Origin of the sequence: Streptomyces sp. NPDC006643, assembly GCF_042870175.1 — a bacterium.
In the GTDB taxonomy this organism is placed as follows: domain Bacteria; phylum Actinomycetota; class Actinomycetes; order Streptomycetales; family Streptomycetaceae; genus Streptomyces.
Genome location: NZ_JBIAHA010000016.1, coordinates 191997 through 206981, shown reverse-complemented (window position 1 = coordinate 206981; position 14985 = coordinate 191997). Strand labels below are relative to the sequence as shown.

At 72.4% G+C, this 14985-nt stretch carries 12 protein-coding genes; 3 read left to right on the top strand and 9 right to left on the bottom strand.

Annotated features, from left to right (window positions below; translation table 11 throughout):
* Positions 1-68 precede the first annotated feature (68 nt).
* Complete coding sequence (locus tag ACFYNU_RS22715; protein ID WP_356595930.1) at positions 69-1088, top strand: ABC transporter ATP-binding protein; 1020 nt, start codon at positions 69-71, stop codon at positions 1086-1088.
* 68 nt (positions 1089-1156) lie between these two features.
* Here ACFYNU_RS22715 and ACFYNU_RS22710 read toward each other — a convergent pair whose 3' ends face one another.
* The 9 genes from ACFYNU_RS22710 to rimP all read right to left on the bottom strand — a co-directional run bounded on the left by ACFYNU_RS22710 (position 1157) and on the right by rimP (position 13802).
* Positions 1157-2110 (bottom strand): bifunctional riboflavin kinase/FAD synthetase, encoded by a 954-nt coding sequence (locus tag ACFYNU_RS22710; protein WP_356595928.1) that lies wholly within the window; start codon positions 2108-2110, stop codon positions 1157-1159.
* Between the two features lie 43 nt (positions 2111-2153).
* The gene (locus ACFYNU_RS22705) at positions 2154-5828 is read right to left on the bottom strand and encodes a serine protease (RefSeq protein ID WP_356595926.1); all 3675 of its coding nucleotides are present in this window, start codon (positions 5826-5828) and stop codon (positions 2154-2156) included.
* Between the two features lie 311 nt (positions 5829-6139).
* A complete protein-coding gene (gene truB / locus ACFYNU_RS22700) occupies positions 6140-7066 on the bottom strand; it encodes a tRNA pseudouridine(55) synthase TruB (protein WP_356595924.1) in 927 nt (308 codons plus the stop codon).
* Positions 7063-7632, bottom strand: a complete 570-nt coding sequence (rbfA, locus tag ACFYNU_RS22695; RefSeq protein ID WP_356595922.1) for a 30S ribosome-binding factor RbfA — start codon at positions 7630-7632, stop codon at positions 7063-7065. Before rbfA ends, truB begins: the two co-directional genes overlap by 4 nt.
* Positions 7633-7715: 83 nt before the next feature.
* Positions 7716-8009: a DUF503 domain-containing protein gene (locus ACFYNU_RS22690; protein WP_356595920.1), complete on the bottom strand. Its 294-nt coding sequence runs from the start codon at positions 8007-8009 to the stop codon at positions 7716-7718.
* A 206-nt stretch (positions 8010-8215) separates the two neighbouring features.
* A complete protein-coding gene (infB, locus tag ACFYNU_RS22685) occupies positions 8216-11338 on the bottom strand; it encodes a translation initiation factor IF-2 (RefSeq protein ID WP_356595918.1) in 3123 nt (1040 codons plus the stop codon).
* Positions 11339-11415: 77 nt separating this feature from the next.
* Positions 11416-11775: a DUF448 domain-containing protein gene (locus ACFYNU_RS22680; RefSeq protein WP_356595991.1), complete on the bottom strand. Its 360-nt coding sequence runs from the start codon at positions 11773-11775 to the stop codon at positions 11416-11418.
* A 441-nt stretch (positions 11776-12216) separates the two neighbouring features.
* On the bottom strand, positions 12217-13278 hold the full coding sequence (gene nusA / locus ACFYNU_RS22675; protein WP_356595916.1) for a transcription termination factor NusA: 1062 nt from the start codon (positions 13276-13278) through the stop codon (positions 12217-12219).
* A 2-nt stretch (positions 13279-13280) separates the two neighbouring features.
* Positions 13281-13802 carry a ribosome maturation factor RimP gene (gene rimP, locus ACFYNU_RS22670; RefSeq protein ID WP_356595914.1) on the bottom strand — a complete coding sequence of 174 codons (522 nt, stop codon included), beginning with the start codon at positions 13800-13802 and terminating at the stop codon, positions 13281-13283.
* Between the two features lie 189 nt (positions 13803-13991).
* Here rimP and ACFYNU_RS22665 point away from each other — a divergent pair, with 189 nt between their 5' ends.
* Entirely contained in the window at positions 13992-14543 is a 552-nt protein-coding gene (locus ACFYNU_RS22665; protein ID WP_388767074.1) for a hypothetical protein, read from the top strand.
* The gene (locus ACFYNU_RS22660) at positions 14540-14965 is read left to right on the top strand and encodes a ferritin-like domain-containing protein (RefSeq protein ID WP_356595910.1); all 426 of its coding nucleotides are present in this window, start codon (positions 14540-14542) and stop codon (positions 14963-14965) included. The genes ACFYNU_RS22665 and ACFYNU_RS22660 overlap by 4 nt, the downstream gene beginning before the upstream one ends.
* Positions 14966-14985: the final 20 nt, after the last annotated feature.

Sequence of the window (14985 nt, the reverse complement as noted above, 5' to 3'; positions counted from 1 at the left end):
CGGTCAGCACCGTGCCCGCACCGTCTCGCTCGTACGGCCGCCCGGCGGCCATCTCTCAGGAGCCAGTCATGACCACCACGCCCACGCCTCTGCTCTCGGCCACGGGGCTGCATGTCACGTTCCCCGGGCGGCGCGGCGCCCCGGCGGCGCGGGCCGTCGACGGCGTCGATCTGGACATCGGTGGCGGCGAGATCGTCGCTCTGGTCGGGGAATCGGGCTGCGGCAAGACGACGCTGGCGCGGACCCTGCTCGGCCTGGTGCCGCCGACGACGGGCGCCATCACCTTCGGCGGCGTTCCTCTCGGCCGCCAGTCCGCCGCCCTCAAGGCGTACCGCAAGCGGGTCCAACTGGTGCTTCAGGACCCGAGCGGTTCGCTGAACCCGCGGCACACTGTGTACGACGCGGTCGCCGAGGGCCTGCGCATCCACCGCTACCAGGGCAACGAGCGGGAGGCCGTCTCCGAAGCGCTGTCCCGCGCCGGGCTCCGGCCGCCGGAGCGGTTCTTCCTGCGCTATCCGCACGAGTTGTCCGGCGGCCAGCGTCAGCGGGTCGTCATCGCGGGCGCGCTGGTCCTGAAGCCCGAACTGATTGTCGCCGATGAGCCCGTGGCGTCACTGGACGCCTCCGTACGGGGCGAGATCCTGGCGCTGCTGCTGTCGCTCCGCGACGAACTCGGCCTGTCCGCGCTGGTCGTGACGCATGACCTCGGGCTCGCCTGGAACATCGCGGACCGGGTGGCCGTGATGTATCTGGGCCGGATCGTCGAGACGGGGCCGGTCGAGCAGGTGCTGACGTCCCCTCAGCATCCTTATACGCAGGCCTTGTTGTCCGTACTGCCGGAGTCCGCCACCGAAGCGGTCGTCCTGGCGGGTGAGCCGCCGGACCCGTCGCGCATTCCGGGCGGCTGCCGCTTCCACGCCAGATGTCACATCCTCGCCTCGGGCGAGGCGGAACGCTCCGGTGTCGCCGCCAAATGCCGTACCGAGGCCCTGCCGACACTGACGGGCGGCGCCACCACCCAGGTCGCCTGTCACTGGGCCGCGGCTGCCGGCGGCACGGTCGGCGCACGGAGTGAGAAGGCGCTCTGAGCCGGGGCGCCGTCGAGTTCCCAACTCGGAGGTACGGGGCCGGTAGTTGGGGGTCTAGCGCGGTCGCGTCAGCGGGCGTCGTACGCGGCGACGAGGTCGCGCGAGCGCTTCACGTCGTCGGCGATGGCGTCGAGAAGTGACTCGATGGAGTCGAACGTCCGCTGGGGCCGTACGTAGGACAGGAAGTCCACGGCGACGTGCAGCCCGTACAGGTCGAGGCCCACGCGGTCGATGGCGTACGCCTCCACGGTCTGCTCCGTGCCGTTGAACTGTGGGTTCGTACCGACCGAGATCGCCGCCGGCATCCGCTCACCGTCGGCCGTCAGCCAGCCCGCGTACACGCCGTCCGCCGGGATCGCCGTGTGCGGCAGGGTCTCCACGTTGGCCGTGGGATAGCCGAGCTCACGCCCGCGCTGTGCGCCGCGCACCACCACGCCCTCGACCCGGTGCGGCCTGCCCAGGATCTCGGCCGCGCCGTCGACGTCGCCCTCCGCGATCAGCCGTCGGGTCAGGGTCGACGAGAAGGGCTCGCCGCCTCCCGCCGCACCGGTCACATACAGGTCGATGACCTCGACCTCGTAGTCGTACGTCTCGCCCAGCTCGGCCAGGAAGCCCACGTTGCCGGCCGCCCGATGGCCGAAGCGGAAGTTCGGGCCCTCGACGACGGAGCGCGCGTGCAACTTGTCGACCAGCACCTTCACGATGAAGTCGGCGGGCGACAGCTTCGAGAACTCGGCCGTGAACGGCAGGACGAGCACGGCGTCCACCCCCAGCTCCGCCATCAGCTCGCCCCGCCTGTGGTGCGGCGCGAGCAGCGGCGGATGGGTGCCGGGCCTGACGACCTCGCTCGGGTGCGGGTCGAACGTCACGACCACCGAGGCGACTCCCAGCTCCCGGGCCCGCTCGACGGTGCGCCCGATGATCAGCTGGTGTCCGCGGTGCACCCCGTCGTACGAGCCGATGGTGACGACGCTGCGTCCCCAGTCCTGGGGGATGTCCTCCAAGCCGCGCCAGCGCTGCACTGTGACCGCTCTCCTCGCCCGAACCCGTGTACGTGAATGCCTCTTACGCAGGTCTAAGACTGCCATGCCCGTGGCTTTTGACCCGCATCGGCATCGGGGTAGCGAGCGACATGACGGACTTGCGGGCGCCGGGGCCGATCACGGTCGCCCATGGGCGCGGGTCGTCGGTCAGCCATGTGGCCAGGAGTGCGGCGAAGCCGGGCATCTCACGGCCGAGATCCACCAGCCGCCGGTCGAAACGAGTGGCCCCGTCGGGGGTGCGGACGGCCAGCAGTCCGGTGCGGAGGACGAGGTCTCGCGTGGCGGCCTCCGGCCGCTCGGCGCACCCGGTGGCGGCGGCCCGCAGCAGGGCGTCCAGCACCAGAGTCTCCTCTCGCGCCCTCTCGCCGTACGTGTCGAGGCCGTTACGGTGCTCGTGGGCCAGGAGTACGTCGAGCAGCTCGGCCCGCAGCACGGACGAGGCACCGCTGCCGGGCGCCGCGAGTACCGGAACCAGCGCCGTACGCACCTCGACGGGGCGGTGCAGGATCAGCCCCGTCACAAGGGGCAGGAGCGCCGCCCTGGCGGACGGACCGTGCGCCAGTCGGCGGTTGACGAATTGGGCTACGTGTTCGGCCGCTGCCGGGCTTCTGGCGACGTACTCACTCACAAGTGCCGCGGCATGGTGGGTGAGTTGAGGTTCTTGGAGCTCGGCGAGGACGGTCAGCGGGTCGGTGGGGTCGGCCGCGGGGTTGTGCAACCGCGCGCGGAAGGCGGCGAGGACGGGCTCGCGGTGCGTGCCGAGCGCGTCGGCGAGTGCGCTCGCCGACGGCCCGGCGTCGCCCCGTACGAAGGCGACAACGGCCTGGTCCAGATGGCGTGGGCGGGTCACCGGGTCCCGTACGAGAAGGCCCAGCGCCGCCCCGTGTGTGCGGGGGTCGTCCAGGAGGGCCAAGGCGGCGCGGCGCAGCAGTTCGCGGTCGGCGGCGCCGGTGACATGGCGGGCGACCATCGGTGCGTGGCTGGCGGCGGCCTGGCGGCGTTCGGGGCGCGCGTCGTGCGCCCAGCGGTCGACGGCGCGGCAGAGCGCCGACGGCTCGTCCTCGGCGAGGGCGGTGAGCAGTTCGTCGGCGCGGGGGTGAGCCGCGGCGGCAAGCACCTCGGTGAGGTCGTCGACGGCGAGGGCGCGCCGCGAGTGCAGCAGTGCCTGCGCCGCCGTGGCGACGGTGGGCCGTACAGCGGCGTCGGGCCCCGTGGGCAGCCGGCGCTCGTCGGTGAACCATCCGCACAGCAGTGGCTGTACGCCCCTGGGGTCGGCGTCCAGCAGGTCTGCGGCGGCGTCCAGGTACCGCGAGCGGTCGCCCGGCGCCTCGGGCGCCCCGTCTGCGGGCAGCAGAAGTCTCAGGAGATCCACACGCGCGGCCTCGTCCACGCGCAGTCGCGTCCAGAACCAGGGGCCGAACTCGGCGAGCCCACCGAGACGGTGCGGCCCTCCCTCCCGCACGGAACGTCGCGTGATGCGCGCGGCGAGGCGTCTGAGTACGGGGAGGTACGGCCCCGTGTCGGGTACCCGCAACAGCACCTCGCCGAGAAGGTGCGCGCCCCACCAGCGAGCCTCGACGCGCCGTGCTCCGTCGCAGGCGGCTGAGCCGATGGCGGCGCCGGTGGTGGCGTGCGGCGCCCCGTCGCCCGCCCCGTCGCCGAGGCGGTCCAGGGCGTCGATCAGGCCGTCCAGGCGCAGCCCCAGCGCGACGGGGCCGCGATCGCGGCCGAGGAGCAGCAGAGCGTGCACCACGGGGCCGATGCGATGCCGTGGGATTGACGGGGCGGTGCGCTGTGCGGGGCCGCGCGGGCCGTCCTGCCGTGCACCGTTGTGGCGCGCCACCGACGCCGGGGTGCGCTGCGCCGGGACGGTCGGACCGTCCGCCGGAGACGCGTGATGGACCAGGAGGTGCAGGGCGCTGTCGACGTCGAGGTGTACGCCCTGGAGCCAGTCACCCAGTTCCTCGTGGGCGAAGCGGTATCCGTGGCCGGCGCGTACCAGCAGGCCCTCGGCGAGGACGGCAGCCGCCCATCCCGTGCTTCGCGGGAAGATCGCGTCGAACGACTCGTGGTCCAACTCGCCCCGTCCGGGGCCGAGACAGCGTCGTGCCGCCTCGTGCGCCTGCCCCGCCACCCGCGCGGCCAGCCTCCCGACGGCGGCGCCGTGGAGCCCGGGCGCGGTCGCCACGGCGAGCCGTTCCGCGATCCGCAGACAGATGAGGTCCAGATACGCGGTGAAGATGTCCGCCCGGTCGGGGCGCCCCGGGACGTCGCCGCCGAGTGCGTTTCGCAGTTCGCCCATCAGTCGGAGCGACAGGGGATGAACCGCCTCGGTGTCGGCGAGGGCCCCGTGGGGGATCCCGTACAGCTCACGGGCTTGTTCCGCCTCCGGCGGCCGTAGGTCGCCGATGCGTACGGCGGGAGGCAGCCGGCGCGCGGCCAGGGCCGGACGGTGCAGAACGTCGGGCGGCCAGAGCGCCCCCGCCCTCTCCCAGAACTCGGGGCGGCAGGCGACGACCAGTCTGGCCCCTTCGTCACGGAGCCAGTCAACGGTGCGCGCCGTCCAGTCGGGCAGAACGTGGGCCAACTGGGGCGGAGACTCTTCCGGTCCGTCGAGCACGACGAGCAGCGCTCGCCCCGCGCCCCGAGCGACTCTCGCCACCTGCTCGGGCGTCGCGGACGCCGCGGCCCCCGGCGCGCCGCACGCGATGACGGTGCGGGCCGCCCCGTCGAGCGCGCGCCCCAAGGCGTCGGCGAGAGACGCGTCGTCGGCACGCAGGTCGGCGCCACGTAGCCGGACGGTGGGGGCGGGCGCCGCCCCGTGGGCCCGTCGGTCGGCGAGTGCGGTGAGTTCCGTCGTACGGCCGCTGCCCGGGTCACCCACCAGGCCGAGGACGAGCGTGTCAAAGGCGGCGCCGCCGATCGGCGCATCGGTGAAGACGCTCAACTCACGCGACGTGTTCGCCCGTTGGACGAGCCCCGGCACAGCAGCCGACCCACCGCCCCCACCCCCTGCCCCATCCCCGATCGACGCTGTGAGGTGCAGTGCGCCGGCGAGGTTGAGGTCGTCTCCGTAGCCCGGGACGGTGGCGTCGTTCAGACGGAGCAGCGCCGCGAGTGGCCCCGACGGGTCCGTCGCGGCAGCCGCCCTCAGGGAGATGGCGAGTCCGGCGGCACGGTGCTGTGTGTGCAGCGCCGTACCGACGACGCCCAGTACGGCGCCGGTCGCGGCGTCCAGCACCGGCCCGCCCGCCGCCGCGCCACCCAGCCGCAGCGCGTCACTGCCGCCCGTGCCGATCGCCAACTCCAGCACCGTGTCCAGGAGATGGAAGCGATCGGTCGCCGTGTACGTGGCCGGGACGGCGCCCAGCACTCGTGCCTGACGCCACCCGTGAGCGGCGATCCGTACGTAGGTCCCGGCCTCGGGGCTGTCCCTGGGTGAGACCGGCAGCGGTGGCACGTCGAGGCCCTCGGTGCGCACGAGCGCCAGGCCCACCTCGGGCAGCGGAACGATCGCGTCGGCGCCGGCCAGACAGGTCCGCTCCCCCGATGCGTGCAGGACCAGCCGTACGAGGCCGTCGACGGCCTCGTGGCTGGTGATCACCGTCCCCTCGGCGTCGGCGACGAAGCCGGTCCCACGGGGCCGACCCGCCAGATCACAGATCCGCACCAGCGTCGTCCGGTCCGCGCTACCCATGGCTCAGACGGTAGGCGGATCTTGATCAACCGGAGAAGGATGCCGGCCGAAGGCGCCCCCAGTGCACCGTCCATTCACGCCGAGCGCCCGCCCGGTGGAGTGAATCCCGCACAGGGGGGCGATCAGATCCCCGGGAAGGCGTGCCGAGGAGCGCGGGCAGGCCGCCGTACCCGCTCCACGGCGCGGCCCGCACACGACCCCCGCCACCCGCGCGGCCCGTACGTGGCACGCAGCCCCCGCCACCCTCGCGCCCCGTGCACAACCAGCGCCACCACCGCGCCTCCGGCCGTACGACCACCCCCGCGCGCCCGTCAGCCGAAGACGGCCAGACTCTTCGCCTTGCCGCCCTGCTCCTCCACCAGCGCCAGGAACCGCCCGTCAGGCCCGAACGCGGCCACGGGGCCCGATCCGGCGGCCCCGTCCCCCGCCCCGTCCCGGCGCGAGGGCATGTCCAGCCGTACGCCGTTGAGGAGCAGCTTGGCGCGCCTCTCGTCGACGTCCCAGCGCGGAAAGGCCGTCGCGGCGGCATCGGCGACGGGCATGACCGTCAGCCGCTCCTGGTGCTGGTCCAGCGTCCTGGCCTCGTCGAGACCGTACGGACCGACCCGCGTCCTGCGCAGCGCCGTGAGATGCCCCCCGACGCGGAGTCCCGCGCCGAGGTCACGCGCGAGGGCACGGATGTACGTACCGGAGGAGCAGACGACCGACACGACCAGGTCGACCACGGGGGTACCGTCCTCGGCCACGTCCGCGCGGACGTCGTACACCTGGAACGACGAGACGGTCACCGGCCGGGCCGGTATCTCGAAGTCCTCGCCGCCCCGTACGCGCGCGTACGACCGCTTCCCGTCGATCTTGATGGCGCTGACCTTCGACGGCACCTGCATGATCGCGCCGCTGAGGGCGGCCACCCCGGCGTCGATGCCCTCGCGGGTGACACCGGACGCGTCGGTGGACGAGGTGATCTCTCCCTCGGCGTCGTCGGTGACGGTGTCCTGCCCCAGCCTGATCGTGCCGAGGTACTCCTTCTCGGTCAGGGCGAGGTGCCCCAGCAGTTTGGTGGCCCGCTCCACACCGAGGACGAGTACGCCCGTCGCCATGGGGTCGAGCGTGCCGGCGTGGCCGACGCGGCGGGTCCTGGCGATGCCGCGCATCTTGGCCACGACATCGTGCGAAGTGAAGCCCGACGGCTTGTCCACGATGACAAGGCCGTCGGGCGTGGGGAGTTGCTGTGTCATTTAGCGGCGGCGCCGTCCGTGTCGTCGTCGCCACCGGCATCGCTGGTGCCACCACCGGCGTCCCTGGTGCCACCACCGGCGCCACCCGTGGCGTCGACGCCGCCGTCAGCGCCCGCGGGCTCGGCGTCGTCCTCGTCGTAGCCCTCATCCTCGGGCTTGCGGTAAGGGTCGGCGTCGCCCGCGTAGGTCTTACCGGTCGACACCTCGCGCACCTCGGCGTCCTTGGCGCGCGCCTTGTCGAGAAGGTCCTCTATGGTGCGGGCGTTGTCCGGCAGGGCGTCCGGGACGAACGCCAGCGTCGGCGTGAACCGGACACCGGTCTGACGGCCCACCTCGGAGCGGAGCACGCCCTTGGCGCTCTCCAGGGCCGCGGCGGACGCCGCGCGCTCCTCGTCGTCGCCGTAGACCGTGTAGAAGACCGTGGCCTCCCGCAGGTCGCCGGTGACCCGGGCGTCCGTGATGGTCACGAAGCCGAGCCGCGGATCCTTGATACGCCGGTCCAGGGTCTCCGCGACCACGACCTGGATGCGGTCGGCCAGCTTGCGGGCCCGCGCGTTGTCGGTCACCGGTCCGTCACTCTTCCTTCTGGGTTTCTTGTCTGCTGCTCTTGCTGCCGCGACCGGGGCCGCCCGCCGGGGGGGCGGGTGGCTCAGTCGTCGTCTCCGTGCAGCCGCCGTCGTACCGACAGCAGCTCCACCTCCGGCCGGCCCGCGACCATGCGCTCGCACCGGTCCAGTACGTCCCTCAGATGCGCCGTGTCCCCGGACACCACCGCGAGTCCGATCTCGGCCCTGCGATGGAGATCCTGGTCGCCGGTCTCCGCCACACTCACCGCGAACTTCCGCTGGAGTTCGGCGACGATCGGCCTGACGACGGAGCGTTTCTCCTTCAGCGACCGTACGTCGCCGAGGAGCAGGTCGAAGGACAGTGTCCCCACATACATGTGTATCCGGATGTCCCGCCGGTACGGGTTCAGGCCCGCCAGCGCTTGGCAGGGGCACATAAACCGTACACGGAACGGCCGGGGCCGATCGACGGATTATGCATCCGTCGACCGGCCCCGGAACGCGTCACCAACCGTGCCTGGTCAGCCGTACGCGGTCAGCTGTACGTGAGCGGCACGCCGCCCCGTACCTCGCCGCCCGTACGTCAGCCGCGCGGCTTCTCGCGCATCTCGTACGTCGCGATGACGTCGTCGATCTTGATGTCGTTGAAGTTTCCGAGGTTGATACCGCCCTCGAAGCCTTCGCGGATCTCGGTGACATCGTCCTTGAAGCGGCGCAGGCCCTGGATGTTGAGGTCCTCCGCGATGACCTTGCCGTCGCGGACGAGCCGGGCCTTGGTGTTGCGCTTGACCTCGCCGGACCGGATGAGAACACCCGCGATGTTGCCGAGCTTGGACGAGCGGAAGACCTCGCGGATCTCCGCCGTACCGAGCTCGATCTCCTCGTACTCCGGCTTGAGCATGCCCTTGAGGGCCGCTTCGATCTCCTCGATGGCCTGGTAGATCACCGAGTAGTAGCGAACGTCGACACCCTCGCGGTCGGCCATCTGCGAGGCACGCCCCGCGGCCCGCACGTTGAAGCCGATGACGATGGCGTCGGAGCCCATCGCCAGGTCAATGTCGGACTCCGTGACCGCACCGACGCCGCGGTGCAGGACCCGGATGTCGACCTCTTCACCGACGTCGAGCTGGAGCAGCGAGGACTCGAGAGCCTCCACCGAACCGGACGCGTCGCCCTTGATGATGAGGTTGAGTTCCTGCACCAGGCCGGCCTTGAGGGCCTCGTCCAGGTTCTCCAGGGAGAACCGGACGCCCTTGCGGGCGAACGCCGCGTTCCGCTCACGAGCGGCACGCTTCTCGGCGATCTGCCGCGCGGTGCGGTCCTCGTCGACGACCAGGAAGTTGTCGCCGGCGCCGGGGACGTTGGTGAGTCCCAGGACCAGGACGGGGGTCGCGGGACCCGCTTCCTCGACGTTGTTGCCGTTGTCGTCGAGCATCGCCCGGACACGGCCGTACGCGTCACCGGCGACCATCGTGTCGCCGACGCGCAGCGTGCCGCGCTGGACGAGCACGGTGGCGACGGCGCCGCGACCGCGGTCGAGGTGCGCCTCGATGGCGATACCCTGCGCGTCCTGTTCCGGGTTGGCCCGGAGGTCGAGCGAGGCGTCAGCCGTGAGGACCACGGCCTCCAGCAGGCTGTCGATGTGCAGACCCTGCTTGGCGGAGATGTCGACGAACATCGTGTCGCCGCCGTACTCCTCGGCCACGAGGCCGTACTCGGTCAGCTGACCGCGCACCTTGGTCGGGTCCGCGCCCTCGACGTCGATCTTGTTGACCGCGACCACGATCGGCACGTCGGCCGCCTTGGCGTGGTTCAGCGCCTCGATCGTCTGGGGCATCACACCGTCGTTCGCCGCCACCACGAGGATCGCGATGTCGGTGGACTTGGCACCACGAGCACGCATGGCGGTGAACGCCTCGTGGCCCGGGGTGTCGATGAAGGTGATCCTGCGCTCTTCGTCGTTGACCTCGGTGGCGACCTGGTACGCGCCGATGTGCTGCGTGATACCGCCGGCCTCGCCCGCGACGACATTCGTCTTACGGATGGCGTCGAGCAGCCGGGTCTTACCGTGGTCGACGTGACCCATGACGGTCACGACCGGCGGACGCGCGACGAGGAACTCCTCGCCGCCCTCGTCCTCGCCGAACTCGATGTCGAAGGACTCGAGAAGCTCGCGGTCCTCCTCCTCCGGGCTGACGATCTCGACGACGTAGTTCATCTCGCCGGCGAGCACGTGCAGGGTCTCGTCGGAGACGGACTGCGTGGCGGTGACCATCTCGCCGAGGTTCATCATCACGGCGACGAGCGACGCCGGGTTGGCGTTGATCTTCTCCGCGAAGTCGGTGAGCGACGCACCGCGCGACAGCCGGACGACCTGTCCCTGGCCACGCGGCAGCATCACGCCGCCTACCGACGGGGCCTGCATGGCCTCGTACTCCTGGCGCCTCTGCCGCTTCGACTTACGGCCACGACGGGCCGGTCCACCGGGGCGGCCGAACGCGCCCTGTGTTCCACCACGGCCGCCGGGACCACCCGGACGTCCGCCGAAACCGGGACGGCCACCGCCGCCACCGAAACCGCCACCACCGGGACGACCCGGGGCACCGCCACCGCCACCACCGGGGCGACCGGCGAAGCCACCGCCGCCACCGCCACCGGGACGACCGGCGAAACCGCCGCCGCCACCGGGACGACCGCCGCCACCGCCACCGGCGGGCCTGCCGGCACCACCGGGACCACGGCCTCCGCCGGGGCCACCGCCGGGACGCGGACCCGCGGCGGGACGCTGCGGCATCATGCCCGGGTTCGGACGGTTACCGGCGGGGGCGCCGCCGGGACGCGGGGACTGCGGACGCGGCATGCCACCGGGGCTGGGGCGACCGCCCTGGCCACCGGCACCGGCCTGCGGACGGGGACCGCCCTGACCGGCGCCCTGCGGACGCGGACCACCGGGCGCACCCGCGCCGCCGGGACGCGGGGCGCCACCCGGACGGGGCGCCTGCGGGCGCGCCATTCCGGTGGAGCCACCCGAGGTGAAGGGGTTGTTGCCCGGACGGGGACCCGCCGGACGAGCACCCGGACGGGCGCCCTGACCCGCGGGACGCGCAGGGCGTTCGCCGCCGCGGCCACCGTCACGGCCGCCGTCGCGCTGACCGCCGGCCGGAGCCGGACGGGCGGCGGGACCACCGGTGGGGCGGGGCCCCGGGGTGGCCGCACCGGAACGCGGCGGGGTCGCCGGGGACTGCGGCGCCTGCGGCTGGGCCGGAGCCGGGGCCGAGAACTCGGCCGCGGGCACCGGAGCCGGCGCGGGCTTGGACGCCGCGGGCTTCGGACCGGGACGCGGGCCGGAGGCGGGCGTCGCGGCCGGAGCCGGAGAGGAAGGGGTGCTGCTCTGCGGGGCCTCGGCGGCGGCCGGCTTGGGAGCCGGGACACCGGGCTTGGGAGCAGCCGGACGTGCCGCCTGCGCCGGGGAGGGCGCGGCGGGCTTGGCGGGGCTCGCCTTACGAGGCGCCCCGGGCTTCGCTGCGGGCTTCGCGGCGTTGCCGCCGGGCCCCTGCAAAGCGTCAGTCAATTTGCGTACAACCGGCGCCTCGATCGTCGACGACGCCGAACGGACGAATTCACCGAGTTCTTGGAGCTTGGCCATGACGACCTTGCTCTCCACGCCGAACTCCTTGGCGAGTTCGTATACCCGGACCTTAGCCACTTCGCTCCTTTTAGGTCCGGGTTACCGCCGGACCGTCGCTACTTCATGGGCGTACTCATCGCGTACTCATCGAGTGCTCATCGCAATCTCGACCTACTTCCAACTCGCGAGGTACCTGAACCGCACGGGGTTCCGTGCCGTACGTCTTCGTGCATTGCTGCCTGCTCGATCTGCTCGATGTGGAGCAGCAGTTCCGTGCTGTCGAGCGGTCCCTTGACCCTGAAGGCCCGGGGAAACGCCCGGCGGCGGACCGCCTGATCGAGACAGAACGAGGCGGGGTGTACATACGCACCCCGGCCGGGCAGCGTACCGCGTGGATCAGGGAGGCAAGCACCCTCGACCACCACGATGCGCAGCAGATCGCTCTTGACCGCTCGCTCCCGGCATCCCACACAGGTTCGCTCAGGGCAGGCGCGGGCGTGCGTCCGGCCAGACATGTTCAAGTCTACCTCCCCGCGCCGCCCTCACCCCTTTGGGGCAACGGTCGAACGCTTGCTGGCCAAAAAGACTCGGTTGATCTCCGTACGGTGCGTCGTCCCACGTCGCCGCGGATCGCGGGCCCCGGGCGGCCTTGATCGTCGGTGGTCGCCCGCGACCTCCGGTGGCCGACGGGTGGCCGCCGATGGCCGGATACGGTGCGACCGACAGGCCGCCGCGGCGTGCCGGTGCGGCCGTGCGTCGGGCCACCACGGTGGCCGGGAAACGACCGTGCTCGGCGGAAAGGCCAGCGCCGCCGCCCCGTGCCGTACGCCACCGTGATCCGCGGCGTACGTCGCGGTCTCCCGGCCCCGTTTGTCACCTTCACCCGCGGCGTACGTCGCGGCATTCTCGCCCCGTACGCCGCCGGCTCGCCCGGTGCCTACCGCACCGCCGCGGGGTCAGCCCCGGTCGTCGCGGGACGGCCGGCCGCCCGCGGCGGCCCCGCTGTCCTGCGCCCCGTCCGCGCCGTCCGCGCCGTCGGTCTGCTCCGTGTCCGGCCGGATGTCGATGCGCCAGCCGGTGAGGCGGGCGGCGAGGCGGGCGTTCTGGCCTTCCTTGCCGATCGCCAGCGAGAGCTGGTAGTCCGGCACCGTCACGCGCGCGGAGCGGGCGCCGAGGTCGACGACCTCGACCTTGCTGACCCGGGCCGGCGAGAGGGCGTTGGCGACCATCTCGGCCGGGTCGTCCGACCAGTCGACGATGTCGATCTTCTCGCCGTGCAGCTCCGCCATCACGTTGCGCACCCGCGACCCCATGGGGCCGATGCAGGCGCCCTTGGGGTTGAGCCCGGAACGGGTGGACCGTACGGCGATCTTCGTCCGGTGGCCGGCCTCACGGGCGATCGCGCAGATCTCCACGGAGCCGTCCGCGATCTCCGGGACCTCCAGCTCGAAGAGCTTCTTCACGAGATTGGGATGGGTGCGCGACAGGGTCACCGACGGGCCACGTACGCCCTTGGCGACGCGGACCACGAACGTACGCAGCCGCAGACCGTGCGTGTACTCCTCGCCCGGCACCTGCTCCTGCACCGGGAGGATGGCCTCCAGCTTGTCGTCCAGCCGTACGAGGACGTTCCTGGGGTCCTTGCCCTGCTGGACCTGCCCGGCGACGACGTCGCCCTCACGGCGCGCGTACTCACCGAAGGTGACGTCGTTCTCGGCGTCCCGCAGCCGCTGCTGGATGACCTGCCGCGCCGTGGTGGCGGCGATACGGCCGAAGTCCGACGGGGTGTCGTCGAACTCCTTCGCCTCCTGGCCCTCCTCCAGCTCCGACGGGTCCTCCTTGGCCCACACCGTTACATGACCGTTGTCCCGACTGAGGACGACGCGGGCGAGACGGCGGCTTCCCTCGGTGCGGTGGTAGGCGATGAGGAGGGCGGATTCGATCGCCTCGACCAACAGGTCGAAGGGGATCTCCTTCTCTTGTGCCAAGCCCTTCAGGAGCTTTACGTCGATGTCCATGGCTACGCCTCCTCTTCCTTCTTGTCCTTGCGGTTGAACTCCAGCTCGACGCGCGCCTTGGCGATCGACGCGAACTCGACCCGGCGGGCGGTCGGCTTACGCCCCTTCACGCCCGGCACTTCGAGGTCGAGCCCTTCCTCGTCCACCGCGAGAATGCGGGCCACGAATTCGCCGCCTTGTGCGGCGCCGTGTTCTCCGCCCTCGTGAAGCTGGATCTTCGCCAGACGGCCGACGGCGCGCGTGTAGTGACGGCGCTCGGTCAGCGGGCGGTCGGCTCCTGGGGAGGTCACTTCGAGCTGGTACTCGTCCTCGCCCATCACGTCCGTCTCGTCGAGAGTCGTGGAGATGGTGCGGCTCAGCTCGGCACAGGCGTCGAGGTCCACGCCGTCGTCGGAGTCGACCACGATCCTCAGCACACGACGCCTGCCCGCCCGGGACACCTCGATCTCTTCGAGATCCAGGCCCTTCTCGCTGACGAGCGGCTCCAGCAGTCCGCGCAGCCTCTCGCTGTGGGTGGTGCTCATCCGGGTGACTCCTCGGCCGCGTGTGTGCTGTTGTGGGATCGTCGCGTGTCAGGCAAAGGGTATCCGGTCGCGGGGGGTGTTGCCGTCCACCTGCGGCTGACCCGCAGGTACGCTCGCCTGCGGTGATCACTGCGAGGCCCGAGGGAGACACGCGTGGGGCGCACGGGGACGACACGGAGGGGTGCGCTCTTGGCGGCGGGGGCCGCGGCGGGGGGTCTGCTGACCGCCTGCTCCGGCGGGGACGACGGCGACGGATCGGACACTCGGGCGAGCGCGGCGGCTGTCCGGGCCGAGAAGACGCTGCGGGCGAGGTCCGCCCGTACCAGCCACGACGTGCTGCGGCACTACGACGCGGTGCTTGAGCGTCATCCGGATCAGACGGCGCGGCTGACGCCCTTGCGGGGCGCCGTCGCGCGGCATGTGACCGCCCTGTCGCCGCCGCCTCCTGAGAAGGACGAGTCGGCGAAGCCGAAGCCCTCGGCGTCCGCATCACCCTCCGCGTCGGCGTCCGCGTCGCGCGGGACACCTGTCGGCGACGCCGGGGACACCGGGCCGATGCCGTCCGTCAACGCCGACCCCGGCACGGCGGTCAGGGAGCTGGCCGCCGCGGAGCGCCGTGCCGCCGACGCGCACGCCGAGGCGCTGGTTCACGCGCCGCCGGAGCTCGCCCGGCTGCTGGCCTCCCTCGCGGCGGCCGGCGCCGCCCACGCGTACCTGCTGACGGAAGGGCCCTCCTCGTGAGCAAGGACCGTGCGCTGGACGCCGCGCAGGCAGCCCTCGCCGCGGAGCACGCCGCGGTGTACGGATACGGCGTCGTCGGCGGCCGTGTGGGCGACGAACGGCGTCCGGAGGCGACGAACGCCTACGACGCGCACCGTGCCCGGCGCGACGCTCTCGCGCGTACGGTGCGCGATCTGGGCGGCAAGCCGGTGGCCGCCGCCGCGGCGTACGCCCTGCCGTTCGAGGTGCCCGACGCGGCAGCCGCCGTACGGCTCGCCGCGGATCTGGAGGACCGGATCGCGGGGGTCTACTCCGACCTCGTACGGGCCGCCGAGGGGCCGCTGCGCCAGGACGCCGCCGGGGCGCTGCGCGAGGCGGCGGTGCGGGCGGTGCGGTGGCGGGGCAGCGGCGTAGCCTTTCCTGGGCTCGCCGAGCGACTGTGAGCCCGCTCGCTCCGAAAGGG